The organism is Streptomyces sp. 63XJN7_1_ISO-PGPR-S23-121 (assembly GCF_056173025.1).
In genome coordinates this window covers 4,022,869-4,047,261 of record NZ_CM149653.1, presented here as the reverse complement: position 1 = coordinate 4,047,261, position 24,393 = coordinate 4,022,869, and the positions used below count along the sequence as shown (strand labels likewise).

At 68.4% G+C, this 24,393-nt stretch carries 27 protein-coding genes and 2 pseudogenes; 19 read left to right on the top strand and 10 right to left on the bottom strand.

The genetic code is table 11. From position 1 onward, the window contains the following. Window positions 1-75 precede the first annotated feature (75 nt). Window positions 76-654: a maltokinase N-terminal cap-like domain-containing protein gene (locus tag AC0VYN_RS18010; RefSeq protein ID WP_475531743.1), complete on the bottom strand. Its 579-nt coding sequence runs from the start codon at window positions 652-654 to the stop codon at window positions 76-78. A 212-nt stretch (window positions 655-866) separates the two neighbouring features. Between AC0VYN_RS18010 and AC0VYN_RS18005 the strand changes: the two genes are divergently transcribed. From AC0VYN_RS18005 to AC0VYN_RS17995, 3 genes are all read left to right on the top strand, one after another. Further along, complete coding sequence (locus tag AC0VYN_RS18005; RefSeq protein ID WP_475531742.1) at window positions 867-1,160, top strand: hypothetical protein; 294 nt, start codon at window positions 867-869, stop codon at window positions 1,158-1,160. A 623-nt stretch (window positions 1,161-1,783) separates the two neighbouring features. Beyond that, window positions 1,784-2,656, top strand: a complete 873-nt coding sequence (locus AC0VYN_RS18000) for a trypsin-like serine protease (RefSeq protein WP_475531741.1) — start codon at window positions 1,784-1,786, stop codon at window positions 2,654-2,656. A gap of 438 nt (window positions 2,657-3,094) precedes the next feature. Next, entirely contained in the window at window positions 3,095-3,667 is a 573-nt protein-coding gene (locus AC0VYN_RS17995) for a S1 RNA-binding domain-containing protein (protein WP_475531740.1), read from the top strand. Window positions 3,668-3,862: 195 nt separating this feature from the next. Here AC0VYN_RS17995 and AC0VYN_RS17990 read toward each other — a convergent pair whose 3' ends face one another. Beyond that, window positions 3,863-4,483 (bottom strand): TetR/AcrR family transcriptional regulator, encoded by a 621-nt coding sequence (locus AC0VYN_RS17990; RefSeq protein WP_475531739.1) that lies wholly within the window; start codon window positions 4,481-4,483, stop codon window positions 3,863-3,865. A 52-nt stretch (window positions 4,484-4,535) separates the two neighbouring features. On the opposite strand from AC0VYN_RS17990, the gene AC0VYN_RS17985 reads away from it, so the two are divergent. Continuing rightward, the gene (locus AC0VYN_RS17985) at window positions 4,536-5,507 is read left to right on the top strand and encodes a GNAT family N-acetyltransferase (protein WP_475531738.1); all 972 of its coding nucleotides are present in this window, start codon (window positions 4,536-4,538) and stop codon (window positions 5,505-5,507) included. A 51-nt stretch (window positions 5,508-5,558) separates the two neighbouring features. On the opposite strand, the gene AC0VYN_RS17980 is transcribed toward AC0VYN_RS17985, so the two are convergent. Further along, complete coding sequence (locus AC0VYN_RS17980; protein ID WP_475531737.1) at window positions 5,559-5,924, bottom strand: STAS domain-containing protein; 366 nt, start codon at window positions 5,922-5,924, stop codon at window positions 5,559-5,561. A 54-nt stretch (window positions 5,925-5,978) separates the two neighbouring features. Further along, on the bottom strand, window positions 5,979-7,247 hold the full coding sequence (locus AC0VYN_RS17975; RefSeq protein WP_475531736.1) for a PP2C family protein-serine/threonine phosphatase: 1,269 nt from the start codon (window positions 7,245-7,247) through the stop codon (window positions 5,979-5,981). Between the two features lie 284 nt (window positions 7,248-7,531). Between AC0VYN_RS17975 and AC0VYN_RS17970 the strand changes: the two genes are divergently transcribed. Both AC0VYN_RS17970 and AC0VYN_RS17965 read left to right on the top strand, forming a co-directional pair. Then, window positions 7,532-7,948 (top strand): ASCH domain-containing protein, encoded by a 417-nt coding sequence (locus AC0VYN_RS17970; RefSeq protein WP_475531735.1) that lies wholly within the window; start codon window positions 7,532-7,534, stop codon window positions 7,946-7,948. A gap of 164 nt (window positions 7,949-8,112) precedes the next feature. Further along, complete coding sequence (locus AC0VYN_RS17965) at window positions 8,113-8,472, top strand: helix-turn-helix transcriptional regulator (RefSeq protein WP_475531734.1); 360 nt, start codon at window positions 8,113-8,115, stop codon at window positions 8,470-8,472. 206 nt (window positions 8,473-8,678) lie between these two features. On the opposite strand, the gene AC0VYN_RS17960 is transcribed toward AC0VYN_RS17965, so the two are convergent. Beyond that, window positions 8,679-9,356, bottom strand: a complete 678-nt coding sequence (locus AC0VYN_RS17960; protein WP_475531733.1) for a DUF998 domain-containing protein — start codon at window positions 9,354-9,356, stop codon at window positions 8,679-8,681. Between the two features lie 125 nt (window positions 9,357-9,481). Between AC0VYN_RS17960 and AC0VYN_RS17955 the strand changes: the two are divergent. After that, window positions 9,482-9,808: pseudogene (locus tag AC0VYN_RS17955) on the top strand (transposase); the annotation flags it as partial. Window positions 9,809-9,837: 29 nt separating this feature from the next. On the opposite strand, the gene AC0VYN_RS17950 reads toward AC0VYN_RS17955, so the two are convergent. Continuing rightward, complete coding sequence (locus tag AC0VYN_RS17950; protein WP_475531732.1) at window positions 9,838-9,960, bottom strand: DUF5959 family protein; 123 nt, start codon at window positions 9,958-9,960, stop codon at window positions 9,838-9,840. A gap of 179 nt (window positions 9,961-10,139) precedes the next feature. Further along, a complete protein-coding gene (locus AC0VYN_RS17945; RefSeq protein WP_475531731.1) occupies window positions 10,140-10,280 on the bottom strand; it encodes a hypothetical protein in 141 nt (46 codons plus the stop codon). Between the two features lie 134 nt (window positions 10,281-10,414). Between AC0VYN_RS17945 and AC0VYN_RS17940 the strand changes: the two genes are divergently transcribed. Further along, a complete protein-coding gene (locus AC0VYN_RS17940) occupies window positions 10,415-10,987 on the top strand; it encodes a hypothetical protein (protein ID WP_475531730.1) in 573 nt (190 codons plus the stop codon). 136 nt (window positions 10,988-11,123) lie between these two features. Here the strand turns inward: AC0VYN_RS17940 and AC0VYN_RS17935 are convergent, their stop codons facing one another. Then, window positions 11,124-12,221, bottom strand: a complete 1,098-nt coding sequence (locus tag AC0VYN_RS17935; protein ID WP_475531729.1) for a LacI family DNA-binding transcriptional regulator — start codon at window positions 12,219-12,221, stop codon at window positions 11,124-11,126. A 231-nt stretch (window positions 12,222-12,452) separates the two neighbouring features. On the opposite strand from AC0VYN_RS17935, the gene AC0VYN_RS17930 reads away from it, so the two are divergent. The 7 genes from AC0VYN_RS17930 to AC0VYN_RS17900 all read left to right on the top strand — a co-directional run bounded on the left by AC0VYN_RS17930 (window position 12,453) and on the right by AC0VYN_RS17900 (window position 19,633). Then, window positions 12,453-13,625 (top strand): ABC transporter ATP-binding protein, encoded by a 1,173-nt coding sequence (locus AC0VYN_RS17930; protein WP_475531728.1) that lies wholly within the window; start codon window positions 12,453-12,455, stop codon window positions 13,623-13,625. Window positions 13,626-13,641: 16 nt separating this feature from the next. After that, the gene (locus tag AC0VYN_RS17925) at window positions 13,642-14,913 is read left to right on the top strand and encodes a polyamine ABC transporter substrate-binding protein (RefSeq protein ID WP_475531727.1); all 1,272 of its coding nucleotides are present in this window, start codon (window positions 13,642-13,644) and stop codon (window positions 14,911-14,913) included. A gap of 50 nt (window positions 14,914-14,963) precedes the next feature. Further along, window positions 14,964-15,791, top strand: coding sequence for an ABC transporter permease (locus tag AC0VYN_RS17920; RefSeq protein WP_385457727.1), 828 nt, complete (start codon window positions 14,964-14,966; stop codon window positions 15,789-15,791). Next, entirely contained in the window at window positions 15,788-16,633 is an 846-nt protein-coding gene (locus AC0VYN_RS17915) for an ABC transporter permease (protein WP_475531726.1), read from the top strand. The genes AC0VYN_RS17920 and AC0VYN_RS17915 overlap by 4 nt, the downstream gene beginning before the upstream one ends. A gap of 88 nt (window positions 16,634-16,721) precedes the next feature. Beyond that, window positions 16,722-17,723 carry an SIS domain-containing protein gene (locus AC0VYN_RS17910; protein ID WP_475531725.1) on the top strand — a complete coding sequence of 334 codons (1,002 nt, stop codon included), beginning with the start codon at window positions 16,722-16,724 and terminating at the stop codon, window positions 17,721-17,723. A 115-nt stretch (window positions 17,724-17,838) separates the two neighbouring features. Beyond that, the gene (locus AC0VYN_RS17905) at window positions 17,839-18,723 is read left to right on the top strand and encodes a PfkB family carbohydrate kinase (protein ID WP_475531724.1); all 885 of its coding nucleotides are present in this window, start codon (window positions 17,839-17,841) and stop codon (window positions 18,721-18,723) included. A gap of 115 nt (window positions 18,724-18,838) precedes the next feature. Continuing rightward, on the top strand, window positions 18,839-19,633 hold the full coding sequence (locus AC0VYN_RS17900) for a nucleotidyltransferase domain-containing protein (RefSeq protein ID WP_475531723.1): 795 nt from the start codon (window positions 18,839-18,841) through the stop codon (window positions 19,631-19,633). Window positions 19,634-19,726: 93 nt separating this feature from the next. Here AC0VYN_RS17900 and AC0VYN_RS17895 read toward each other — a convergent pair whose 3' ends face one another. Further along, complete coding sequence (locus AC0VYN_RS17895) at window positions 19,727-20,101, bottom strand: hypothetical protein (protein ID WP_475537062.1); 375 nt, start codon at window positions 20,099-20,101, stop codon at window positions 19,727-19,729. On the opposite strand from AC0VYN_RS17895, the gene AC0VYN_RS17890 reads away from it, so the two are divergent. From AC0VYN_RS17890 to AC0VYN_RS17875, 4 genes and pseudogenes are all read left to right on the top strand, one after another. Continuing rightward, the gene (locus AC0VYN_RS17890) at window positions 20,013-20,534 is read left to right on the top strand and encodes a hypothetical protein (protein ID WP_475536908.1); all 522 of its coding nucleotides are present in this window, start codon (window positions 20,013-20,015) and stop codon (window positions 20,532-20,534) included. The genes AC0VYN_RS17895 and AC0VYN_RS17890 overlap by 89 nt on opposite strands. Before the next feature lie 22 nt (window positions 20,535-20,556). Beyond that, window positions 20,557-20,862 (top strand): annotated as a pseudogene (locus AC0VYN_RS17885) (response regulator); the annotation flags it as partial. 14 nt (window positions 20,863-20,876) lie between these two features. Continuing rightward, entirely contained in the window at window positions 20,877-22,019 is a 1,143-nt protein-coding gene (locus AC0VYN_RS17880) for an aldehyde dehydrogenase family protein (RefSeq protein WP_475531722.1), read from the top strand. Between the two features lie 515 nt (window positions 22,020-22,534). After that, window positions 22,535-23,386 (top strand): NmrA/HSCARG family protein, encoded by an 852-nt coding sequence (locus AC0VYN_RS17875; protein ID WP_475531721.1) that lies wholly within the window; start codon window positions 22,535-22,537, stop codon window positions 23,384-23,386. A 349-nt stretch (window positions 23,387-23,735) separates the two neighbouring features. On the opposite strand, the gene AC0VYN_RS17870 is transcribed toward AC0VYN_RS17875, so the two are convergent. Further along, complete coding sequence (locus tag AC0VYN_RS17870; RefSeq protein ID WP_475531720.1) at window positions 23,736-24,377, bottom strand: MBL fold metallo-hydrolase; 642 nt, start codon at window positions 24,375-24,377, stop codon at window positions 23,736-23,738. Window positions 24,378-24,393: the final 16 nt, after the last annotated feature.

Below are 24,393 nucleotides of genomic sequence, written 5' to 3'. Positions count from 1 at the left end.
GTGAGGTGGAACAGGCGGAACTCATGCCGGCGCTGCCACGAGAGTGCTTCCCGACCGCCGCCCCAGTGTGGTCTCTTACCGCGGCACGACGGCCGCCAGTACGCCCCGCGCGGCCGCACCGTTCGGCCACGTCCACCCGCCGACGAGGTGTCCGGACGACTCCTGAGCAGCCTCCGCCGGCCGCAGGACGCGGGTGACCCGAACGTCGAGCCCGTCGCCAGGGCCAGTGCCGTGCACCGTGACGGTCGGGTCGGGGGTGTCGCTCCTGCTCTGGTGCTGCGGCGTCGCCTCACCGCACAGGAGCGCACGCAGCTGTGCCATCACCACCGGGTCGTGGACGCCGTCGTAGACCCATCGGGTGCCGAGGACGCCGTGCTCGGAGGTGCCGATCAGCGCCTCGCCGGGGACGCCCTCCAGTGCCGCGTCGCGGTAGCCCATCGGCACCAGATACGCCACCGGATCCTGCGCGGTGGTGGGCGCAATGATCATGAACTCGATCCCGACCGCGCCTTGCGGATCGTCCAGACGGAACCCACCGGCGTTGACCAGATCCGCCGTTCCCGGGTTGCCCACGTACCAGCTCTGCTTCGGCAGCCACTCGGCCAGCAACTCCAGCTTGGTGGGCGTCATGGTGGTGCGGTGGATGGAGGCCATGCGAGCTCCCTCACGCGTAGGTCTGGGCCCCGTCCGCCGACGGAACGTGATCAACCTATAGGAAACGGCAACCTGCTTCTCGAGCGGCACCAAGTGGTCGTGCAAATGGCTCCGTTGGCCTCGTGGTCTCACACAGTCGCCTCCCCGTGGCCGACCGCTGAGACACTGGCCCGTTCGGCGACGGCCTGCCGTGGCCCACGTAGGATGCCCGGATGCCCAAGCCGTTGTGGAAGAGCCGGCGCATCTGGATCACCGCGTGGGTGGTGCTCTGCGCGGCCGGTCTTGCCGTCACCGCCGAGCTGACAGCCTTCTCGACGACGGACGCGCAGCGGCCCGAGACGCCCGTCAGCGCGGAGTGCGCCGAGTACATCGCGGACGTCGAGACGAAGCTGGCCGAGGCCAAGCAGGAAGGCACGGACGACGGCGTGCTGGCCTTCGCTCGAATCCGGGTCGGTGCGAAGGACTGCAGTGACGAACTACGCGACCACTTCCGTGGCGACCGGTGAGCCGCGCCACCGGGCTCGTCGTGGCGGCGGGGCAAATGGAGCGGGTGGCGGCGTAGGGAAGGTGCATGGACCCGCACGGCGCAACGGGTGCGCTGAGCCGCATGGTTGGCCGAATCGTCGAGGCTCGCTCCGGCGGACTCGACGGCCTGAGCGCACCACCGCCGAGACGTGCCCCGTAGTACCACGCGAGGTCGATGTCGAGCGGCGTGTGACGGAGCCGGTGTCGATCGAGGACTTGAGGAGCTCACGCGGCAACTGGGCGTGCCGCCGCACCCGGGACGCCGGCCCGCCACCCAGGATGCTGGGCGGTGGCCCAGGTGTTTCGACACGCGGTCGAGCGCGGTGCGGCCGCGGATGGCCGACCCTTCTCTGGACCGCCCACCGCTGAGTCCGCGTGCCACGTCCAGCGCATGCTGACGTTGCGGTCCGTGGGGACAGCGCCTTCGGCGGCCGGTTGGAGTGGCTCACGCCATCTCCTGCACACTGTCCGGCCGGAGAGGTCCGATCGGCCCGCTGGTCCGGGTGAACCTGCAGACTGTCTTGCCGTAGACGATCACAAGCGCTTCAATGCCCCCACCGTCCACAGAAGGAAACCCGATTCATACCCAGCGAAGGGCTTCTTCTTGACCGCCATACGCGCCACCGCCATCACTGCGGCCGCCTGCGCCACCGTGCTCGCCATTGCGTCGCCCTCGTCCGCGATCAATTCCTACAACGCGACCCCCGCCCCCGAGCGCACCGAGGTCGGCGCCCTCGTGGCCACCTGGGACGACGACGGTGACCCGGCCACCCCGGACCGCGTCGACTGGGTCTGTTCGGGCACGATGATCGACCCGGACACATTCCTGACGGCCGCTCACTGCACAACCGATTGGCCGGACAACGTACGATTCCACGTCTCTCTCAGCCAGGACGTCCAGGCCGACCTGGACGCCGCGGCGAAGAAGTACCCCGGTGACCCCGCCGCCCAGGCGAGAGCCGTCGCCGTTCAGGGCACGGCCCACAGCCACTCCGACTACCCGGGACCCGCCGCCGACACGCACGACATCTCGGTCGTCGAACTCCCGGCCGCGCAGATGAAGTCACGCTGGTCCTTCACTCCGGCCGCGTTGCCGACCGCCAACCAGCTCGCAGCGCTCGGGTCGAAGAAGCTCAACTCCACCGACTGGGTCGTCGCCGGATACGGCACCCAGGAGGCAGTGAACGGACCGGGCGGCCACACTCACCCGGGTGGCGGTGTCAGGATGAAGGCGCCAGTGAGCTTCAACGCCCTCAACGATGCCTGGGTGCGCCTCGCCATGACGGCCCCGCAGGGCAACGGAGGCGCCTGCTACGGCGATTCGGGCGGACCGAACTTCGCCGTCATCGGTGGTAGGCGCATCCTCGCGGCGACGACCATCACCGGCGACAGCCCGTGCTACGCCACCAATGTCACATACCGGCTGGACACTCCGGGAGCGCGCGCTTTCCTGTCGCCGTTCGTGCAACTGCCGTAGCCCTCGAAACGCACAGAGGCCGGGTGGTGCCGGTGGCATGCCGCGCCGGCGCCGGCCGGCCCACCTCGGCCCTGTCCCCGCCGACAGGCATGAACAGGTGCCGGCCACTTACCACCGCACCCCCGAGGTACGCTACTTCCACGACTGCTACTCGGTCGGCGATGAACGCCTGTAGGGCGTGGGATCTTGGACAACCTGTCCGCACACAAGGGCGCCGACATCCGCCGCTGAGCCAAGAAGCACAAGATCGAATGGTGCTTCACCCCGGCCTAGGCATCGGGCGAACCCGATCAAGGCGCACTTCGGACCGTTGTGGCAGTTCACCATCGCCGACTCCAAGCACCCCAAGGAAGGCGTCTGCTGGGGCGGACGTCCCCTCAAGACCGCAGCGTGACCGTACTTCCCGCCCCGCACAGCTCCTCGTGAAATGCTGGGAGCATGATGGGCGGACGGTCTGAGAACCCAGAACTCTGGACGTTCCTGGAATCACTGCACTGCGGTGAGCTCCTTTCCGGCACTGTCGCAGCGATCGAACGGTTCGGTGTATTCGTAGCGCTGGACGACGGCCCCGACCACCCGGTCTTTCCCGGCGTCGGGTTCATCACCATCCCCGAACTGTCCTGGCGGCGCATCGAAGCAGCCTCCGACGTCGTGCAGGTCGGACAGCGGATCTCATGCGAGTTTCTCCAGTTCGACGCATGGAACCTGGAGGCCAGACTGTCCTTGCGAGCGACACAGCCAGACCCCTTCGAGACATTCGCCGACGGCATCGCGGTAGGGCAGAAACTGCACGGACAGGTCACCAAGCTGGTCCCATTCGGTGCCTTCGTCCAGGTCGTCGACGGAATCGAGGGACTGGTCCACTTGCGAGAGCTCACACGGGCGCCCGTGCAAACTCCGTTGGATGCCGTCCAGGTCGGCGACGAGGTTACGGTGGTCGTCACCGAGATCGACCGAGAGCGACGCAGGCTGGCCCTCTCCCGACGACAAGCCTCATTCGAGCAGCCGTGACCTTCCGTGTAGCCCAGGTCAGACACAGCCGGTGACCTTGGTGAGGAAGTCGGCGTTCGCCCCGAACACGTCGGGGTAGCGGTCCTCGGTTGCCCCGCTCATGTGGCCGCAGCGAGGTCCTCAACGCCGCTCCGGATTCCAACACCCGCTCCCGCTACCCGCAGTACTGGCACATCAACGGCGGACCGCCGACGACTACGGCCAAAGCGGGGTGGGCAGGTCCTGACGGCGGGCGAGTGAGGAGAGGAAGGAGTCGACCATTGCGGTCTGCACGTCCAAGGGAAAGCGGTCGGGATCGAAGAGGGCTTGAACGACAAGGCCGTGGGTGAAGGCGACGGCGGTTGCGGCGAGTTGTTCCGGGTCGGCGGTCGGGGGGAGCTCGCCCGTGTCGCGTGCGGCTTCCAGGTGGGGGCGGATCGTCGAGCGCAGTCGGGTGCAACGGCCGGCCTGCTCCGCGGCAAGGGCGTCGTCGGCGAGGGAGAGGTCCCAGGAGCTGACCCAGATGCGGTTGCGCGCGGTGTCGCCCGAGGTCAGCGGCAGGATGTCAAGGAGCATCGCGCGCACCGTGGCGAGCCCCGGCGCCGGGCGCGCTCGTCGGGGCCGTTGCGCGGTGTCCTTCTCCAGCAGGTCCAGGGCGTGCCTGACGAGGGCCCGTTTGGTTGGGAAGTAGTGCATGAGCATGCCGGTCGAGACGCCCATCGTGGCGGCGACGGCGCGCAGGGTCAGCCCGCCGAACCCCTTGTCCGCGAGGACACGCCACACCGCCTCGGATACGTCCTTGCGGCGGGCTTCACGGTCTCCAGGCGCGGGGGGCATGCTGCTGGCTTACGTACCGAACGCTTGTTACGTACCTGGAGTGTGAGGCCCCGTGTTCACCCTGCCGCTCGGCGACCGTGCTCAGCTCCGCCCCCTGGAACCCTGGCAGGCGCCGGAGTTCCTGGCTCACATCGACCGGGCCCGGGCCACCGTCGACCCGTGGATACCCTGGGCCTCCCTCAGCACCGACCTCGCCTCCGCCACGGCCACCCTTCAGCGCTACGCCGACCGGCAGGCCACGGACGGCGCCCGGATCCACGGCATCTGGCTGGACGGCACCCTGGTCGGCGGCGTCATGTTCACCCGTTTCGAGCGCGACTCCGGGGTGTGCGAGATCGGATGCTGGCTGGAGCAGGCGGGCGAGGGGCAGGGGCTGGTCACACGGGCCTGTCGGGCCCTGATCGACTGGGCTTTCGAGCACCGCGGGATGAGCCGGGCCGAATGGTGGGCCGCCTCGGGCAATGTCCGCAGCATCGCTGTCGCCCGCAGGCTCGGTATGAGCCGCGACGGTGTGCTGCGGCGGCACTCCGTCCACCAGGGCGAACGGCGCGACATCGAGGTGTGGTCGGTCCTCGCCGAGGAGTGGCCGACCGTCGTCGACGCGTCCGAGACCGCTGTCCGCGCCGAACTGGACCGGCTGATGGGCGTGTTCGTGGGCGCCTTCGACAACACCGGCGGTAGGCGGCCGGATCTCGGCGTCATCCGTGGCGTCTTCGTACGGCAGGGGCGGATCATCGCGAACGTCGGCGAAGAACCCGTGATCTACGACCTCGACGGGTTCATCGCACCACGCCAGAAGATCCTCACCGACGGGACCCTGACGGAGTTCTCCGAGTGGGAGGTGGCCGAACGCACCGAGGTTTTCGGGTCGATCGCCCACCGATTCAGCGAGTACCGCAAGTCCGGGTACCACAACGGCGAGTGGTTCGAAGGGTGCGGCCACAAGACCACCCAGTTCCTGCGCACCCCTGAGGGCTGGAGGATGTCCTCCCTGGCCTGGGACGACGCCCCTGCAAGGCCCTGAGACCTGTCCGCCCGGGGCCGTGAGAAGGGCATCGGTGACAGGGCCGGGGTCTCAGGGTGAGGGGCGGTGGGCTTTCAGGGCGGTGAGGGCTTCGTCGGTGGTGGCGAACAGGTCGAGAAAGCTATCCGTGCCGGTGCGGGTGATCAGCCGCATGGTCTGGTCAGGGACGCATGCCAGTGCCAGGGTGCCGCCGGTTGCTTGTGCGTGGCGGTGCAGGCGCAGGAGGGTATTGAGACCGGAGGAGTTGCAGAACCCGACGTTGGACAGATCCAGCACCAGCTCCGGGTGTGTGTTCTGGATGCCGGTGGCCTGCTCGCGCAGGGCGGGGGCGGTGTGTAGGTCCAGGAAGCCCCGCACGGCGGCCACGGCCAGGCCGCCGCAGGTCTCTCGGACGATGACATTCAGGTCGTTGCTCATGGGTGGGTCGCTCCTGTGCGGGCTCCTCGAACTCAGGACGGTCGGTGGTCATGGCTATGGTGCCGTGAGGCCGGCCAGGGTCTTGGCTTCGGTGGTGTTGCCGGGGTCGGGGCCGATCCATTCGCAGACCAGTACGGTGGCATCGTCGTCCAGCTGAGCCTTGTGGTACTCCAGGACGGCACGGACGAGCCGACGCAGTGTCTCGGGCACGGGCAGGCCGTCGGCGTTGTGGCGGATGAGGAAGTCGATGAACCGCTGCAGGCCGAATTCCGCATCGCCCGGGCCTCGGGTTTCGGTGATCCCGTCGGTGTAGAGCACGATCCGGTCGCCGGGCTCCAGCTGCTCACGGCACAGGATGGTCTCCAGTCCCAGGCCGGTGCCCATGGGGTGGGCCGGCTGGCAGTGCAGCACGCTGGTCCACCGTCCCCCGCGGATGATCACCGGCGGGTGGTGGCCCCGGTTGACCCAGGTCAAAATGCCGGTACGGGTGTCGAGGTCGGCGACGACCCCGGTCGTGTAGCGAGTCTGCTTGTACTGCTCGAGTAGGACCTGCTCAATCCGCTCGGTGATCTCCATGAGACCGGCGTTCTGACGGCGGGAGTTGCGGCACGTGGCCATGGCGAGGTTCGCGGTCAGCCCGGCGGCGGTGTCGTGTCCCATCGCGTCGAAGATCGACAGGTGCACGACCGGTCCGGCCGTCGCGTAGTCGAAGGCGTCGCCGCTGATGCGGTAGGCCGGTTCCATCGCCGCGGAGATCACCACCCGGCCATCGGCGTAGGTGCGCGGTGGCATCAGGTGCCACTGCATCTCGGCGGCGATGTTCATCGGCTCCGTACGGGTCAGCCGCGCATAGGAGTCGCTGTGCTCGCGTATGCTGACCAGGATCAACGCCACCAAGGACGCCAGCGCCGCCATGTCCTGCCGCACGTGTGCGGTGTCGGCGGCGGGCGTGATGCGCAACACCCCGATCCGCTCGGTGCCGTCCAGCAGCGGCACCCACCAGTGATGCTCCTGCGCGTCGCTGGACCTGTCGGCCAGTACCTCGACGTACTGGTAGGACCGCCCGGGCAGCGTCCCCTCGATCTTCAGCTCGGCTTCCTCATGATCCGCAGCCTGGCCAGCGTCCTCACCTCGCCCGGTCAGCAACCGCAAGACATGGCGTTGCACGTCTGCTATGTAGATCAGCACCTCGTTCAAGCCTGCTGTTGCCGCGTGCTCGGTCACCCGGGCCGGCAAGAGTTCCAGAGGCATCAGGTGGCTGGCAGCCAGCAGTCCTTCCAGCATTCCCCGGTCATCACGGTTCCGATCCTCCATAGCCCGCACCCTCCTTCCTCGGCACGGCGTCACCGCCGTCCGTAGACAAGTGCGCCTCTACCAGTCTGTCCCCGGGCTCGAGTGCCGGGTGCCCATAATCGACGCTGTGCAAGCGATCGCCCACTCTGAGCAAGGCCACTGGGCGATGCGCGTGATCTCGGGCAACGTCGCGTCTCCCAAAGGGTCCGCCCTTTGGCCGTGGGCACTCGTGGCTGAAGACGTCGAGCGCTTGCTGTGGGTACTGGGAGCGGTGGTTCTTGAACAGCGCGGCCGGTCTTTCGTACCCTCGCTCAATGGGACCTGACGACCTTCCGACCGTTGAACTCGCCTTCCCCGGTCCCGAACGCGACCGTGGTGTGGCGGCGATCCTGAGCGGTCAGAAGACCGCACTCACGGGTCTCCTGGAGATCTACGAGCACGACGGTGAGGCAGTCCCGATGGCCGGTCAGCGATTCTCGGTGCTTGATTCCGAAAGTCGTCCCGCCGTCACGATCGAGCTTGTCGATGTGCGCGTCGTTCCCATGAAGGAGATCGACGACGATTTCGCGCGAGCCGAGGGACGCGGCTATTCCAATGTGGCCCAGTGGCGGGCAGCCCACGAAGAGTTCTTCCGCAGCGACGGCGTGAGCGAGTACCTGGGACACACCCCAGTCATTGATCACAACACCCTTGTCGTTGCGGAACGCTTCCGAGTGGTCGAGCCCGAATGACCCGGGTAGTCCGTGACCCGCGTCCGACTCGATGAGAGTCCTGGAAAGTCGTCAGGAGCCCCGCGCGCTGACCACACAGGCGCCGCACCGTTCGTACCGCACCATGCGCGAACAGTGCGTTATGTATTCGGCGTCATGCAAAAGCGGTCTCTGCAATGCTGTGCATGGTTGAAGCGCCTGGATCTCACACCGGATGGACGTTCGTCACCAACCATGCGCGTGTACTGGCAGCCATCGCCGACAATCCGAACATCCGGATCCGCGACATCGCCGCCCACTGCCGGCTCACCGAGCGTGCCGTCCAGCGGATCATCTCCGACCTCGAGCAGGACGGATACCTCTCCCACATCCGCGACGGGCGTACGAACACCTACCGCATCCAGCCGGACAAGGTGCTGCGTCACCCGGCGGAAGCGGGCCTGACCGTGGCCGCGCTGCTCTCTCTCCTCGTGCAGGACGAGAGCGACCGCGTACGGGAGCCCGACAGCCACGCGTCCGGCCTGACCGATGTCGGCCAGGCGTAAGTGCGGGAAGCCCAGACGCTGGTCGAGGTACCCGCCTGCCTTCAACCAGCATCACCAGCCGTGACATCGGCATAAGAAGGGAAGGACTACGTCAGCCTCCCCAGCCCACCAGGTGTCGCGCGGCCCTTCCCAGTCTGCCTGCGGCGGATGAGGCCCGATCCGAACTCGATGCCGCGAGGGAGACCACCGGGACCTGACCAGAACTGTCATCCAGCGCGGCTGAGACGCTCCGCCGGCACCGCCTCCCGCATACGACCTGCCCGATGGATCAGGCCACGAACGCTGACAGCGAGCGCCCAGCACAGGAGAGGAAAAGCGGCGACCCGTTCCATACCTCCCATCCCCAGACCGAAGTAGTGGTGGGAAAGAAACAGCCCGAAGGCCGTGATCGCGGTGACTCCCAGCAGGCTGGTGCCCCACCGCAGGGTGGCCGGAGTTCCTTCTGCCAGGCCGGCCCCCGCCACGACGAGACCGATATTGCCCGCTGCCATGATGAAGAGGGCACCCAGGAGATGCTGGTTCTCATTGACGTCCGCAGGAGCCAGCCCAGCCAACACAAAACCCATGCCAGCACTGGCGAACAGAAGCCGGGCCACGGCGGCGGCCCCGCTTCTGCGCCAAAGGACACTACCGGTCAGCGCGACGCCAACAACGAGCAGCACTCCCAAGATGACGAAAGAGACATTCATCAGACCGTGCTCGGGGGAACAGATATACCGCGGCTCAGGGTCTTGCTGCAGAGCGCAGTGAGCGTTGCCCAAGTCGCTGATGTTGTTCCGCGCCCAGCTATACGGTCTCGCCCAAGCGGACTCGGCGATCGCGTGGATGGCGAAGAACTGCACCACACCCGCGATCCATGCCGAGTACCCGATCCGAACGCTCACCTGTCCACCTTCCGACGCGTGAATCCCGTGCCAACAGACGATCATGCGATGCTGGAGTCAGGCACTCCGACAAGCCCCCCTGGAACAGAGGGGCAGACCCTACTGCGGCCAGGCTCAGGTAATTCCTGTGGCCGCGACTGCGCGAGGTCCTCCTCGCCAAGCTCCGCAGCGCGAACCCCTGGACTTCTCCCGGGCGGCCGTCGACGGCTCCCATATCCGCGCGTTGTAGGGGGCTCCAAGACCGGACGAAGTCCCGTCGACCGGGGCAGGACGGGCAGCAAAAACACCAGCTGATCACCGACGCCACCGGCATCCCGCTCGCCGTGGCCCTGACCGGCGGCAACCGCAACGGCGTCACCCAGCTGATCCTGCTCCTCCAGGCCGTGCCGTCCGTGCGGGGCAAGCGTGGCCGGCCCCGGCGCCGCCCGTCGGATGCGCACTCATCTGCTGGCGAGGCCTGGCCGCAGTTCAGCGCCGCCACTCATAGGCACCCGGGGACCTCTGCGTCGAGCTGGTCGTGAAGATGCAGCACGCCCGGCGACCTACGCCCCAGCACACGCACCCGGAAGCTGTTGTCGCCATCCGAGAGACTGATCAGTTCCACCGTGCACCCTCTGCCCTGCCCGATCGCATCTGCCAGAGCTCAGGGTCTCTGAACCAGATCAACGGGCACAAGCAGGTTGTCCCCGCCTCATTCCGTTAGAAGTTCTCAGAGGCCATAACAGAAGTGTTGATCACGTGACCGTCGGCTTGTGTGCTCGTTGGTCGGGTCGTGTGGAAGCGTCAGTCGCGGTCGTGGATCGCGTCGGACAGACTGCGGTCGCTCATCGAGCCGTTGCTGCCCGAGCTGGGATCGAGCGGGTGGCGGCCCGACCAGCGGTGATCCAGGACGGCGCTCGCAAGCACCCCCACGTATCCGCTCACCAAGCACCTTGAGGGCTGCACGGCGAGCATCCCCCCGAGGGGGGACGCTGATCAGTACGGCGTCCCTCGCGCGGGGTAGCGATTCGGCCCGCCGGGATGACCCCTGGTTGTGCAGGCTACACGAGGATGAAGCCATGAAGCTGAAGATCCTTCACACGCCTCCGTCCGTCAGTGATACAGAGCGGCCCGTTCCCCGCTGGGCTGTGCGCCTGGCCTACGCGCTTCCGCTGCTTCTGCTGCCGTCGTGCCTGTGGCGATTGCCCTTCGCTCTGCACTTCGAGATGGGGCAGGTTCAGGAGCTCGGCATGCCGCCCTATTGGGTGAGCATCCCGTACGTCCTCGGGCTCAGCGTGTTGTCGGAAGCGATCGCGATCCTGACCATCGGGCTGGTCCGGGGCTGGGGAGAGGTGGCGCCCACCTGGATCCCGATCATTGGCGGCAGACGGATCCGGCCGATGGCGGCCGTCGTCCCCGCGGTCCTCGGCGGCCTGATCCTCACCCTGCTGTTCACCGACGTCCCGATCGGCGACGGTCGCCGGCTCACCCCCTACGGCATCGTTGACACCGTCGGATACACCAACGACGCCTGGCAGGCGCTTGCGACGGTGTGCATCGCCCCGATTGCCGCATGGGGACCTATCACCATCGCTCTCGGGATCGCCTACTACCGCCGCCGAACCGCGCCGTCGCCGGGTCAGATGTCCTGACAACGGCGTCGGACGTGGCGGTGGGTGATGAGACCGGTGGCGAGGCCGGGGAAAACTTCGTGGACAGAACGAACCCCTCGCTCGATCCGGTCCGGGACACCGGTCACCCGCGACCACGCAGCGCTTGTCGACGCAGTCACTCCTCTGGCGCCCGCAGTCCCCGCACCTGGGCCGGAGCGGGTCCGGTCGACTCGCGCGCGATGTAGGTGGTGCGCAGGGTGTGGCGGCGGGGTCGGGCCGTGGAGCCGTTGATGCGGCGGACCAGGATGTCCGCCGCGAGGCCGCCCAGTTCCTGAACCGGCTGGCTGATCACACTCAGCCGTGGTCGGACGAGCGTGGTCCACTCCGCGTCGTCGAACCCGATGACCGAGACGTCGTCGGGGATGCGGGCGTTGAGGTCGAGCAGGGCGTCCAGCGTTCCGAGTGTGGCCACGTTGTCGGTGGTGAAGAGCGCCGTGGGCCGGTCGTCCGAGGTCATCAGGTCCAGTACGGCGGAGCGCGCCCACGTCCGGTCGTATCCGGTGTGGCGGATGAGTTCGGCCTCGCGTGGGACACCGGTGGCTCGCAGGGCCTGGCGGTAGCCGGTGAGTCGCTCGGTCGTGGTCCAGATGTCCGCGCCCGGCGCCAGCTGCCCGGCAACCTCATCACCGGATGCCGAGGTGATGACCGCGATCCGCCGGTGCCCCGCGTCGGTGAACCTGGCCACCGCGGCCTTGGCGGCACCGCGGTTGTCGACTACGACCGTGTCCAGTTCGGCGCCGGCGAGTACCCGGTCCAGGAGGACCACGGGGATGCCCGAGGCGACGGCCTTGTCGAGATGCCCGTGCTCGGCGGCCGCGGGTGCCACGACCAGGCCGTCCACGCGCCGTTCGATGAACATCTGTACTGCGGATTTCTCTGTTTCGCCGTTCTCGTCGCTGTTGGCGAGGACGACCTGGAGGTCGGCCTTGGCGGCGACGTCGGTGACGCCGCGCACGGCACGGGCGAAGTAGGGGTTCTCCACGTCCGCGACCACCACGCCCAGCGTGTGGGTGCGGCCGCTGATCATGCTCCGGGCCACCGCGTTGGTGCTGTAGCCCAGTTCGGTGGCGGCGGCCAGGACGCGTTCTCGGGTGGCGGCGCTCGCCGACCCGTACCCGCCCAGGACCCGTGCGGCGGTGGCCTGTCCCACTCCGGCGTGCCGGGCGACGTCGGGAATGGTGACGCGGCGCGGAGGTCGGGGGGGACTCGGCATGGGTGGTCTCTTCGTCGGTGAGAGCTCGGCGGACGCCGGGGAACGGGTTGATGAAATCCAGCGCCATTCAACCATTGACGGACGGCGCCTGCTGGTGGGTAAGGTACGAGCCCGTTGGTAACGTTATCAAAATCCACCGGCCACCGCCCGTCCGCCTTTCCCCGGGCGACCACGGCATGCCCTCGTGCACGGTCACCCCGATCCCACGCCCGAACACCGGAGGTATCACGGATGGCACCCGAAACCCTCTCGCCGCCACCGGCCGCAGGCCCGGCCATCACCCTCGTCGACGTGGTCAAGGACTTCGGCGGCGCCCGGGACGCGGCGGCCGTCCGCGGCATCGACCTCACCATCGGCGAGGGCGAGTTCTTCTCGCTGCTGGGGCCCTCCGGCTGCGGCAAGACCACCACCCTGCGGATGATCGCCGGCTTCGAAGAACCCACCGGCGGGCAAATTCTCCTGCACGGCCGCGACATGGTCGGCGTACCGGCCAACAAGCGCGACATCAACATGGTCTTCCAGTCCTACGCCCTCTTCCCGCACCTGAGCGTCGCCGACAACGTGGCGTTCGGACTGCGCCGCAAGCGCGTCCCCAAGGACGAGATCCGCGACCGCGTCGACAGGATCCTGCACACCGTCGAACTCGCCGACAAGGCCGACCGCCGCCCCCGCCAGCTCTCCGGCGGGCAGCAGCAACGCGTCGCACTCGCCCGCGCCCTGGTCAACCGCCCCCGTGCGCTGCTGCTAGACGAACCCCTCGGCGCCCTCGACCTCAAGCTCCGGCAGTCCATGCAACTGGAACTCAAGCGGATCCAGCGCGAGGTCGGCATCACCTTCATCTACGTCACGCACGACCAGGCCGAGGCGCTGACCATGTCCGACCGGATCGCGGTGATGAACCAAGGACTGGTCGAACAGGTGGGCCCGCCGCAGGAGGTCTACGAACGGCCGGCGACCGCGTTCGTCGCCGGGTTCATCGGCACCTCCAACCTGATCGGCGGGCGTCTGACCTCAACGGACACGGAGACCGGAGTGGTCGACCTCGGCGACGGCGAGCGCATCACGGTCCCGTTGCGCGGCTCCCTCGGTCCCGGAGCGGACATCGAGGTCACCGTGCGGCCCGAGAAGATCAGACTGGCCACCGGGCCGGCCGACAGCGCCAGCCGAGTCCGCGGCACCGTCCGGGAAGTGGTCTACCTCGGTACCTCCACCAGTTACACGGTGGAGACCCGAGGCGGCGTGGAAATGACGGTCTTCCAGCCCAACGACGGCACTGCCCCCGTCGACCCGGCCCGCGGCGACACCGTGTGGCTCTGCTGGGCCACTGCCCACTCCTACCTGCTCACCACCGCACCCAGCCCTTCGGCGACCGCCGCCGGCCCGGTTCCCCTCACCTCGCGCTGACGACAGGCAGACCACCATGCCCGAGCACTCCATACCCTTCCCGCCCCGGCGGCGCGGACCGATCTCGCCCGGCCTCTCCCGGCGCGGTCTGCTGCGTGCCGCGTTCGGCGCCGCCGTGCTGGCCCCGCTCGCCGCGTGCAGCGTTCCCGGCGCCCGCGTGCACGTTCCCACCGGTAAGGCCGAGATCGCCGCGGCCGTCAGCGACTTCTGGACCGGCAGGGACAGGTCCGGGAAGCTGGACTTCGCCAACTACACGCAGTACATCGACGTCGACCCCGCCGACCAGGGCAAGCATCCCACCCTGGACGCCTTCACCCGCGAAAGCGGCATCGAGGTCTCCTACAACGAGCTGATCGACGACAGCGCCTCCTGGTTCGGCAAGATCCAGCCCGAGTTCGCCTCCGGCCAGGGAATCGGCTACGACCTCATGGTCGTCGGTGGCGACAGCTATCTCACCAAGTACATCCAACTGGGCTGCCTCGCCCCGCTCGACCACAGCCGGCTGCCACACTTCGCCCAGCACGGCGGGGCCGCGTTCAAGAACTCCTCCTTCGACCCCGGCAACGTCTACACCATCCCCTGGCAGTCCGGCATGACCGGCATCGGCTACGACCCGGCCCAGGTCGGCCGGAAGATCACCAGCTGGCAGGACCTGCTCGACCCGAAGCTGAAGGGCCGGGTCGGCATGTGGAACGACGCAATCCAGATGGGCAACATCGCCCTGCTGGCCATCGGCGTCGATCCGGAGACCTCCACCGTCGCCGACTGGCACAAGGCGGCGGCCTGGCTGCGCAAGCAGCGCGACGCCGGCATGGTCCGCTCCTACTCCACCGCGACCTACCAGTCCTCGCTCCAGCGTGGCGACCTGGCGGCCTCGCTCGTGTACTCGGGCGATGTGTTCCAGGCCAATCAGAGCGGCTCGGCTCTGGAATTCGTCATTCCTGAAGAGGGCGGTCTGCTGTGGACCGACAACCTCTGCATCCCGTCGACGGCCGCCCACCCCGTCGACGCACTGACCTACATGGACTACGTCTACCGCCCCGAGGTCGCCGCGAAGATCAGCGAGACCGTGCAGTTCGTCTGCCCCGTTCCCGCCGCGCAGCAGGTCGTCGCCCGGGACGCGGCCGCCGCCACCGGCAAGCGGCGCACCGTACTCAACGCCCTGAGCACCAGTCCTCTGGTCTTCCCGACCGAGGCCGACGAAGCCAGGCTGCGCCACCTGCGGGTGCTCGACCAGGAGGAGGAGAAGCAGTGGAACGCACTGTTCGAACCGATCTACCAGGCGTGACCCGCAGGCGACGGCCGCGGCGTCCCGGGCCCGCGCTGGCGCCCTACTGGATGATCCTCCCGGGCTGGCTGTGGCTGGCCGCCTTCTTCGTCACCCCCGTGATCGTGATGGTGTCGCTGTCACTGCAGACCGGCGACTTCATCGACGGCTTCCGCCAGACCTGGCACTTCAGTACCTACGCCGACGCGATCGGCACCTATCACGTTCAGCTGGTCCGGTCCCTGGTCTACGGCGCCGCGGCCACCGTTGCCTGCGCCCTCATCGGCTACCCGGTGGCGTACTGGATCGCATTCCGGGCCGGCCGGCACAAGTCGGTCTTCCTCTTCGTGCTCCTGCTGCCGTTCTTCGTCTCCTTCGTCATCCGCACCCAGTCCTGGAACGTGGTGCTCGCCGACCGCGGCGTCCTGCTCGGGCCGCTGAAGGACATGGGCCTGCTCTCCGACAACTTCCACCTGCTGGCCACGCCGTACGCGGTGATCGGCGGACTGACCTACAACTTCCTGCCGTTCATGGTGCTGCCGATCTACGTCGCCTTGGAACGGGTGGACCCCAAGGTCATCGAGGCCTCCACCGACCTGTACGCCTCCAAGGCGGGAACGTTCCTGCGCGTGGTGCTGCCGCTGTCGCTGCCCGGCGTGTTCGCCGGCGTGCTGCTGACCTTCGTGCCCGCCTCCGCCGACTACGTCAACGCCGGCATCCTCGGCGGCCCCTCCACCACGATGATCGGCAACATCATCCAGACCGAGTACTTCACCAACCTCGACTACCCCGGTGCCGCCGCCCTGTCCTTCGTCCTCATGGGCGCGCTGCTGCTGGCTGTGTTCACCTACGCCCGCGCCCTGGGCACCGACGAGGTCCTGGAGGTGGCGGCGCGATGACCGCACAGACCGTCGTGCCCGCCACCGACGTACCCGCCGCTGCGCGACCGCGCCCCGTCCGGCGCGTGCGACGCCGCCCCGCCCTCACCCTGTACACCGGGCTGGTCCTGGCCTGGCTGCTGCTGCCGATCGCCGTCATGATTCTGTTCGGCTTCAACAACACGGGCAGCAAGGTGAACTTCACCTGGCAGGGCTTCACCCTGGACTGGTACCGGAACCTGTTCGCCATCCCCAACCTGACCGCCGCCCTGGTCAACAGCCTCACCATCGCTGTGGTCGTCGCCGTGGTCGCGACGCTGCTGGGCACCCCGATCGGGCTGGCGCTCGGCCGCTACCGCTTCCGTGGCCGGGGCTCCGTGGACCTGCTGATGTTCGCCGCCATCGCCGCACCCGAGATCGCCCTCGGCGCCGCTCTGCTGTCGCTGTTCATCGTCATGGGCGTGCCCCGCGGCTACTGGACGGTCGTCATCGCTCATGTGGCGTTCTGCATCCCCTACGTCGCCATCACCGTACGGGCACGCATGACCGGGTACGACCCGACCCTGGAGGAGGCCGCCCGCGACCTGGGGGCGGGCCCCTGGACGGCGTTCCGGCTGATCACCCTGCCGATGTTGCTGCCGGGTGTGGCCTCCGGCGCGCTGCTGTGCTTCGCACTGTCCGTCGACGATTACGTCATCACCAGCTTCAACGCCGGCCGTACGGTCACCTTCCCGCTGTGGGTGTACAGCGCCAGCCGTACCGGCGTACCCCCGCAGGTCAACGTCATGGGAACGCTCATCTTCGTCGGCGGCCTCGTCATCGCCGGGGCGAACGTGCTGTTCTCCCGGCGCCGCGCGGTCTGACCCGATCCGGTCCCCGCGCCCACTTTTGTCACCGGCTCACCGGCACTCGCCGGCCGGTGCGGAACAACCCACGAAGGAACCAGTCACCGTGCTCTCTTTCAACGAATCCGAGTTCGTCGCCCAGACGGAAAGCCTCGTCGCGTTGCGCCCCCAGATCGAGAAGGTCGCCGACCGGCTGATCGACGACGGGTACGACAATGTCCTCCTCGTAGGTGCGGGAGGGACGTACGCGCAGATGTGGCCCTACGAGCACCTCGCTCGGCGCACCTCGCTGCTGCCGGTCCGAGCCGCCGTCGCCGCCGAGCTCGTCGCTTCCGGCGACGCCCGAATCGGGGAGCGCACCGTCGCCGTCTTCACTTCCGTCTCCGGCACCACCGAGGACAGCCTCCGCGCCATCGACTACTGCAAGTCCCGGGGCGCTCTCACGATCGGCTTCACCGGCATCGCGGACTCGCCCGTCGCGCAGAACGTGGACACGGCGATGGTCTCCGCGCCCAAGGCCTGGCCGTTCGACGTCCAGCTGCTGCTGTTCATGGGCCGACTGCTGTCCCGGCGGGGCGAGTTCGAGGGCTACGAGCGGCTGGCCGACGAGCTGGCGGGGCTGCCGCGCATCCTGGTGGACGTCGCCCGGCAGGCCGAGCCGGTGGCTGCGGCCTTCGCCGAGGCTCACAAGGACAACGACTACCACTTCCTCATCGGCGGCGGAAACCTGTGGGGATTCACCTACCTGTACTCCATGTGCATCCTCGAGGAGATGCAGTGGCTGCGCACGACCCGAGTGCACAGCGCGGAGTTCTTCCACGGCTCGCTGGAGCTCCTGGAGGAGGACACCAGCGTGATCGTCTTCCAGGGTGAGGACGAGACGCGGGGGCTCACTGACCGGGCCGAGGCCTTCGCCAAGCGCGTCTCCAAGGACGTCACCGTCTTCGACACCCGCGACTACCCCCTGGAGGGCATCAGCCCGGAGTTCCGCGGACTGCTCGCGCCGCTGGTGCTGGACACGGTGATGGACCGGGTCAGCAAGCACCTGGAGCGGGTGCGGGACCACTCGCTCGACCTGCGCCGTTACTACCGCGTCATGGACTACTGACCGCCGGGCCGGTTCCCCTCGTACATCCACCCCGCGCGCTGGTGCCCCGGCACCGGCGCGCCCATGGCGGGCACCGCGTTCCCCGCACGCCGTGCCCGCGCCTCGGGAGAGCTTGATGAACGTGCTCGGCTTCGGAGACAACACCGTCGACCGCTTCGTGGACCGCGGCACCGACTACCCCGGCGGCAACTGCGTCAACGTCGCCGTCTACGCCCGTCGGCTCGGTCTGGACGCCGCCTACCTGGGAGTCTTCGGCGACGACGACCTCGGCACCTTCCTTCGTACGGCCGTGACGGCGCAGGGCGTTGCCGTGGACCACAGCCCGGTACGCCGGGGCGGGACATCGGTCTCCACCCTGCACGTGCGGGACGGCGACCGGGTGTTCCTCACATACGACGAAGGTGGTGAGGCCGTGCGCGCGCCACTCGTCCTGAACCCCGGCCTGCTGTCCTACGCGGCATCCTTCACTCTCGTGCACTCCAGCGTCTACTCCCGCACCGAAGCCGAACTGCCCGGGCTCGCCGCCGCCGGCCCCCTGATCAGCTTCGACCTTTCCGACGAGGAGGAATTCCGTACTCCCGCCTACCTCGACCGGGTGTGTCCGCACGTGGACCTGGCGCTGTTGTCGTGCTCGCACCTGGACGAGTCCGCGACGCGCGGGCTGCTCACGGAGGTGGTGGGACGGGGTGCCGGGATGGCGCTCGCCACGCGTGGCCTCGAGGGAGCGATCGTGCACGACGGACGTGTCACGGCCACCGCGCCGGCCCGCTTCGCGGACCCTGGGACGATGCGCGACACGATGGGCTGCGGAGACGCCTTCCTCGCCGGATTCGTCGTGAGCCTCCTCGGTAACGGCTGGTCCCGGCGGGTCCCGCCAGGACCGGAAGCGTTGGATCACGCACTGCGCCAGGGTACGCAGGCGGCCTACCAACAGTGCTTCGTGGAAGCGGCCTTCGGCTGCGGCCGCCCGACGGCGGGCACCGATGCGGCTGCCGTCTAGCTGGATGCCGAGGGACCTCGTGTGCGTGAAGGGTCGGTTGTGATGAATTGGGATTGCGACGCCCGTCCCGTTGGGTTTACGTTGCTCTGCTTTGCTCCGATCGGAAGGAAAGCAGATGGACGTTCCCTCCTTGCACAGCCAGTTCCTCGGCGACGTGCTTCCTCGAATCCGGCAGGATGCGCGAGTGGCCGGCGTGGCGATCACCGGGTCCCTCGTGGAAGGCCGCCCCGATGTCTACTCGGACCTGGACCTGATCCTGGTCGTCGATGACGAGGCGTACGACACGGTCATGCGGGAGCGGCTCGTGCTGATCGGCTCCTGGGCCTCTCTGGTGGCCGGATTCACTGGGGAGCATGTCGGCGAGCCGCGCCTGATCATCACGCTCGTCGGGCCGCCCCTCCTGCACGTCGACTTCAAGTTCGTCAGAGCCTCCGGCTTCGCCGAGCGGACCGAGGACCCGGAGATCCTGTGGGACCGGGACGGCCTCCTAGCCGGCGCCCTCGCCCAGCACCCGCCGGTCACTCCGGCTCTTGACCTGCAGTGGATCGAGGACCGGTTCTGGATCTGGGTGCACTACGGTGCGACGAAGCTAGGCCGCGGAGAGCTGTTCGAAACCATCGGCTTCCTCACCTACCTCCGCGAGACCGTACTCGGCCCCCTCGCTGCCTACCGGATGGGCGCGATCCCCCGTGGTGTACGCCACCTGGAGACCATCGCGCCCGAAGAGGCTCGCGACCTTCAGGCAACTCTGTGCGGCTATGACCGCCACGAAGCCGGACGGGCGCTCCTCGCCACCGTTGAGCTCTACCGCCGATGGTCCGATGCCGCTGGAGCGATCGTCGAACGGCGCCACCACGCCGAGAAGCTCGCCATGCAGTACCTCCACGACGTCATCGACCACGGCTGCTGACTCAGCCGCGATCTCAGGGGCTTGATCTCGACGGTAGCCACAAGCTTCGGAGGGCAGCGTCCCCGACGCCGGCTGACATGGCATGCACGCAACTCAGTCGCCGGGCTGGGGATCGGACTCGGCGCCGGTCTCCGGCACTCGCTGATCATCGCCTTCATCAACCCGGCGGGGCGGGTGCTGCTGACAGCGGCCTTCGGCAGTTACGTCCGGGTGCGCCGGGAGTACGCCGCCGCCCGGGCCGAGCACATGGAGCGTGAACGGGAGGAACTGGCCCGTCACCGGGTCGTCCAGGAACGCATGCGCATCGCCCGGGAACTGCCACGATGTCGTCGCCCACCATCTGGCGCTGGCGAACGCGCAGGCCGGCACGGCCGCACACCTGGCCCGGTCGAACCCGGAGCGGGCCGTGGAGATGCTGGAGAACCTCTCCGGCACCACCGCCGAGGCGCTGCGCGAGATGAAACGCACCGTGGGCCTGCTCCGCCAGGACACTGACACTTCCGAGGAATTGGGTCCGGCTCCCGGCCTCGACCAGCTCCCCGACCTGGTCACCACCTGTTCCGAAGCGGGCCTGGACGTAAGTGTCGAGGTACGGGGAGAGCCACGCGTCCTGCACCCCGGCCTCGACCTGACCGCGTACCGGATCGTCCAGGACGCTGACCAACGTCGCCAAACACGCCGCCACTTCGCGCGCACGCGTGCGGCTGGCCTATACGGCACACGACCTGACGGTCGCCGTCACCAACGACTCCGACCCTCGGGCAGGCGCGGCCCCACGCCGTGCCGAGCGGGGTTTCGGACTGGCCGGCATGCGCGAGCGGGTCCTCGCCGCCGGGGGGGAGCTTCCGGGCCGGACCGCGCGCGCGTGGCGGCTTCGAAGTCCTCTGCTCCCTTCCGCTGAACGACGACGAACGGTCCGCCGCATGACCATCCGTGTGCTGCTCGCCGACGACCAGACCCTGCTCAGGGCCACCTTCCGTATCCTGATCGAGTCCGAACCGGATCTGACGGTCGTCGCGGAGGCCGCGGACGGCCGGGAAGCGGTCGAGCTCGCGCGCACCCACCGTCCGGACGTGGTCCTCATGGACATCCGGATGCCCTCGACCGACGGGCTGGCCGCTACCGCCGACATCTGCGGACGCGAGGAGCTGTCCGGCACCCGGGTTCTGGTGCTCACGACCTTCGAGAACGACGAGAACGTCGCCCGTGCCCTGCGCGCCGGGGCGACATGGGCGCACCCCGCATGCTGACCGCACACATGCTGGCCGAGGCGAGTGAGGTCTTCCGCTACTACGCGGGCTGGCCTACCAAGCTGTCCGGCGTGAGCGTTCCCGCAGGCAAGGACCGCATGGCCTACACCCGCAAGGAGCCCCTCGGTGTCGTCGGCATCATCTGGGGCTGGAACGGTCCGATGGGCCAACTGCCCGGCAAGCTCGCCCCGGCCCTGGCCGCCGGTAACACCGTCGTGCTCAAGCCGGCCGAGACCGCCTCGCTGAGCACGCTGCGCCTGGCCGAGCTGCTGGCCGGCACCGACCTGCCGGCCGGTGTCGTGAACGTCGTCACCGGCCTGGGCGCCGAGGCGGGCCAGGCGCTGGTCACGCACCCCCATGTCGCGAAGATCGCCTTCACCGGGTCGACCGCGACCGGCAAGCTGGTCCAGCGCCAGGCCACCGACACGCTCAAGCGCGTAACGCTCGAACTGGGCGGCAAGTCGCCGTCGGTCGTCTTCGCCGACGCCGACCGCGACGTCGCGGTCCGCGGCGTGGCGGCCGGCTTCCTGGGTAACGCGGGACAGGTCTGCGTCGCCGGATCACGGGTGTTCGTCGAGGAGAGCATCCGCGAGGAGTTCGTCGAGAAGTTGCTGAAGACGATGGAGGCGTACACCCCGGGCGACCCGCTGACCCAGGGCACGCTGGTGGGACCACTCTCCACCAAGGCGCAGTTCGACCGCGTCAGCTCCTACCTCGACATCGCCCGCGAGGAGGGCGCGAACGTGGTGACCGGCGGCGGGCGCTTCGGTGACCATGGATATTTCTTCGCCCCCACCCTCCTCGACGACGTCCGCCCCGACATGCGCGTCGTCCGCGAGGAGATCTTCGGCCCCGTCGGCGTGATCACCACCTTCACCGACATCGACGACGCCGTCGCCCAGGCCAACGACACCGACTACGGACTGGCCGCCTCCGTGTGGACCACCAACCTCACCACCGCACACCGCATGGCCGCAGCGATCGAGGCCGGCACCGTCTGGATCAACACCTGGGCCGAGATGAGCACCGGCAACCTGCCCTTCGGCGGTTACAAGCAGTCCGGCCTGGGCCGCGAAGGCGGCCTGGAAGGACTCGACACCTACACCCAGGTCAAGACCGTCCGCATCGCGCTGTGACCACGCCACCTGACACTGCTCCGCGAGGAAGGCGTCACCTTTCCCCCGACGGACGTGCGCATCACGATCATCCGCGACACCTACTCACCCCACCTGACCACCGGGAGCTGCCCCCGCGTGAGGGACTCGGCCGACGCCCACGCAGAGCCCGCTCCATCGTCTCGACCACCGCCTCGTGAGGCAGAGCCGGAGGGGCCGCCACCCCACCCGGCAGGACGGGGCGGACGTTGCCTGACGCGGCACCAGCACATGCCGCTACGACTCCGTTGGCCCTGGCCGTAGTCCGCCTCCGTAGAAGCAGGGTGCATGTATGCCTGGCGTCGGCATCGACCCTCGGCCGGACGTATCCACAGCCCGGCCCCTGGGATGGCGGGTTGCCTGCCGTGCCCGAGCGTGCACAGCTTGTGCCTCCGAGTGCCCTGTTGCCAGCCGTCGGGCACGCCGTCCAGGTAGACAGTGGTCACAGGCCGATGATGGGCGAGCGGAAGTCGAAGCGAGTGAAACGAGGATCCCTCATGACCGATGAACCGATTCTGGTGCTCGCGGCCACCGGTGGACAGGGTGGTGCGGTGACGAAGGCGTTGGCCGGCCGCGGAGCCCGCGTCCGGGCGGTGGTACGCGACCCCGCCCGGCAAGCCGCACGGAAGCTCGCCGCAGCCGGGGTCGAGGTCGTCACCGGGTCGCTGAGCGACGCCGACTCTCTCACTGTGGCCATGGCCGGAGTGAGGGCGGTCTTCGCCTACACCACTCCGTTCGAGGCCGGCCTTGAAGCCGAAGTCGCACAGGGACGGTCGATCATCGCTGCCGCAACGCGGGCGTGCGTCCCGCACCTCGTGTTCAGTTCGGTGGCTGGAGCCAATCAGGACAGCGGGGTGCCGCACTTCGAGAGCAAGGCACTGATCGAAGCGGAGTTGGCCTCGGGAGACGTCCCGCATACGGTGCTGGGACCCACGTACTTTTTCGACAACGCACTTGGCGGAGCCGAGCGCATCCTCGAGGGTCTCCTGGATCTACCGCTGCCGGGGGACCGTCCGTTGCAGCCGCTCGACCGCGCAGATCTCGGGGCGTTCGCCGCGAAAGTACTGCTCGATCCGGTCAGGTACGCCGGTCAGCGCATCGAACTCGCCAGTGACGCGCCCACTCCCGTGCAGATGGCCGAAGCACTAGAGGGCGCCTTGGGGCGGGAGGTTCGGCACGAGCGCTTTCCGCTCTCGGCGGTGAAGGATCCTGACATGCATGCCATGTGGGCCTTCTTCGGCAAGGGGGGATACCACGTCGATATCCCAGCGCTCCACGGGGATCACCCCGAGATCAACTGGACCCGGTACGCGGACTGGGCCGGCCGTGCGTGGACAGCCGTCCGCTGAGCCCGCCCATCTGTGGTGCCGTTCATCGACTCCCTGTGCCGCGACGACCACCTGCGCCGGCTCATCGAGTACCGGCGCTCCCTCCAACGCGACCGCGCGGTCCTGCGCTGCGCGGAGCACGTGCGTATCGCCGACCTCCTCCTGGCCGGCGAACGCGCCGAGGCATCGACATACCTGCGGGATCACCTGTCGTCCGTCGGCCGGGAGAAGGACGGACGCGGGGCGGGTAACGCCGTCGGACGGTGCGGGCCTTGCGGGACGAGGCCGACTCGGTAGGCGGCCTGCCGCTTCCACCACGAGCCCGCCCGGCCGGCATCCCGGCGGGTTCGCGGGCTCCGCCCCCCTGACCTCAGTCGATCCTGATGCTCGCGCCCGGGACCAACCGGCGGTAGCGGGCCGGCACTCCAGGGCCCCGCTCTCCGAGGAAGCCCTCGACCATCGTGGTACCGATGTCGTTGAGGGCGCCATCATGCACGGCGAAGGCTTCACGAGGGGCAACCTCGCGCACGTAGTCGATCAGATCGCCGACAGTGGACCAGGGGGCGTGTACGGGCAGCAGAAGCGTGCTGACGGGAGTGCCGGGGACGGTCAGGGCGTCGCCGGGGTGGAAGAGGGTCTCCTCCACCAGGAAGCCGATGTTGGGAATGCGCGGGACATCCGGGTGGATGGGCGCGTGCCAGGTGCCGTGCACCTGGATGTCGAAGCCCGCAACACTGAAGGCGTCTCCGTCCCCGACGGCGGCTACCTGCGTGCCGAGGCCGTCCAGTCGCTTCGCTACGGAGGAGGTGGTCCAGATGCTCAGCCCCGGTCGCGCCGCGGCCGCCCGACGCAACACCTCCTCCGAGAAGTGGTCGAAGTGCTCGTGCGTGACGAGGACGGCCTCCGCGCCTTCCAGCGCCGCCGGGTCACTCAGACCGCCAGGGTCGATGACCAGGCGGCGCCCGTCCTTCTCGAGCCGCACACACGCATGACCGAACTTGGTGAGCTCCATGACCGCGATGTCCTTC

Bases quoted from the DNA above. Each gene is read 5' to 3' on its own strand.
- AC0VYN_RS18010 (WP_475531743.1), bottom strand. From the start codon at position 654: ATGGCCTCCATCCACCGCACCACCATGACGCCCACCAAGCTGGAGTTG.
- AC0VYN_RS18005 (WP_475531742.1), top strand. From the start codon at position 867: ATGCCCAAGCCGTTGTGGAAGAGCCGGCGCATCTGGATCACCGCGTGG.
- AC0VYN_RS17995 (WP_475531740.1), top strand. From the start codon at position 3,095: ATGATGGGCGGACGGTCTGAGAACCCAGAACTCTGGACGTTCCTGGAA.
- AC0VYN_RS17990 (WP_475531739.1), bottom strand. From the start codon at position 4,483: ATGCCCCCCGCGCCTGGAGACCGTGAAGCCCGCCGCAAGGACGTATCC.
- AC0VYN_RS17980 (WP_475531737.1), bottom strand. From the start codon at position 5,924: ATGAGCAACGACCTGAATGTCATCGTCCGAGAGACCTGCGGCGGCCTG.
- AC0VYN_RS17970 (WP_475531735.1), top strand. From the start codon at position 7,532: ATGGGACCTGACGACCTTCCGACCGTTGAACTCGCCTTCCCCGGTCCC.
- AC0VYN_RS17965 (WP_475531734.1), top strand. From the start codon at position 8,113: ATGGTTGAAGCGCCTGGATCTCACACCGGATGGACGTTCGTCACCAAC.
- AC0VYN_RS17940 (WP_475531730.1), top strand. From the start codon at position 10,415: ATGAAGCTGAAGATCCTTCACACGCCTCCGTCCGTCAGTGATACAGAG.
- AC0VYN_RS17935 (WP_475531729.1), bottom strand. From the start codon at position 12,221: ATGCCGAGTCCCCCCCGACCTCCGCGCCGCGTCACCATTCCCGACGTC.
- AC0VYN_RS17930 (WP_475531728.1), top strand. From the start codon at position 12,453: ATGGCACCCGAAACCCTCTCGCCGCCACCGGCCGCAGGCCCGGCCATC.
- AC0VYN_RS17925 (WP_475531727.1), top strand. From the start codon at position 13,642: ATGCCCGAGCACTCCATACCCTTCCCGCCCCGGCGGCGCGGACCGATC.
- AC0VYN_RS17920 (WP_385457727.1), top strand. From the start codon at position 14,964: ATGATCCTCCCGGGCTGGCTGTGGCTGGCCGCCTTCTTCGTCACCCCC.
- AC0VYN_RS17915 (WP_475531726.1), top strand. From the start codon at position 15,788: ATGACCGCACAGACCGTCGTGCCCGCCACCGACGTACCCGCCGCTGCG.
- AC0VYN_RS17905 (WP_475531724.1), top strand. From the start codon at position 17,839: ATGAACGTGCTCGGCTTCGGAGACAACACCGTCGACCGCTTCGTGGAC.
- AC0VYN_RS17900 (WP_475531723.1), top strand. From the start codon at position 18,839: ATGGACGTTCCCTCCTTGCACAGCCAGTTCCTCGGCGACGTGCTTCCT.
- AC0VYN_RS17880 (WP_475531722.1), top strand. From the start codon at position 20,877: ATGCTGACCGCACACATGCTGGCCGAGGCGAGTGAGGTCTTCCGCTAC.
- AC0VYN_RS17875 (WP_475531721.1), top strand. From the start codon at position 22,535: ATGACCGATGAACCGATTCTGGTGCTCGCGGCCACCGGTGGACAGGGT.
- AC0VYN_RS17870 (WP_475531720.1), bottom strand. From the start codon at position 24,377: ATGGAGCTCACCAAGTTCGGTCATGCGTGTGTGCGGCTCGAGAAGGAC.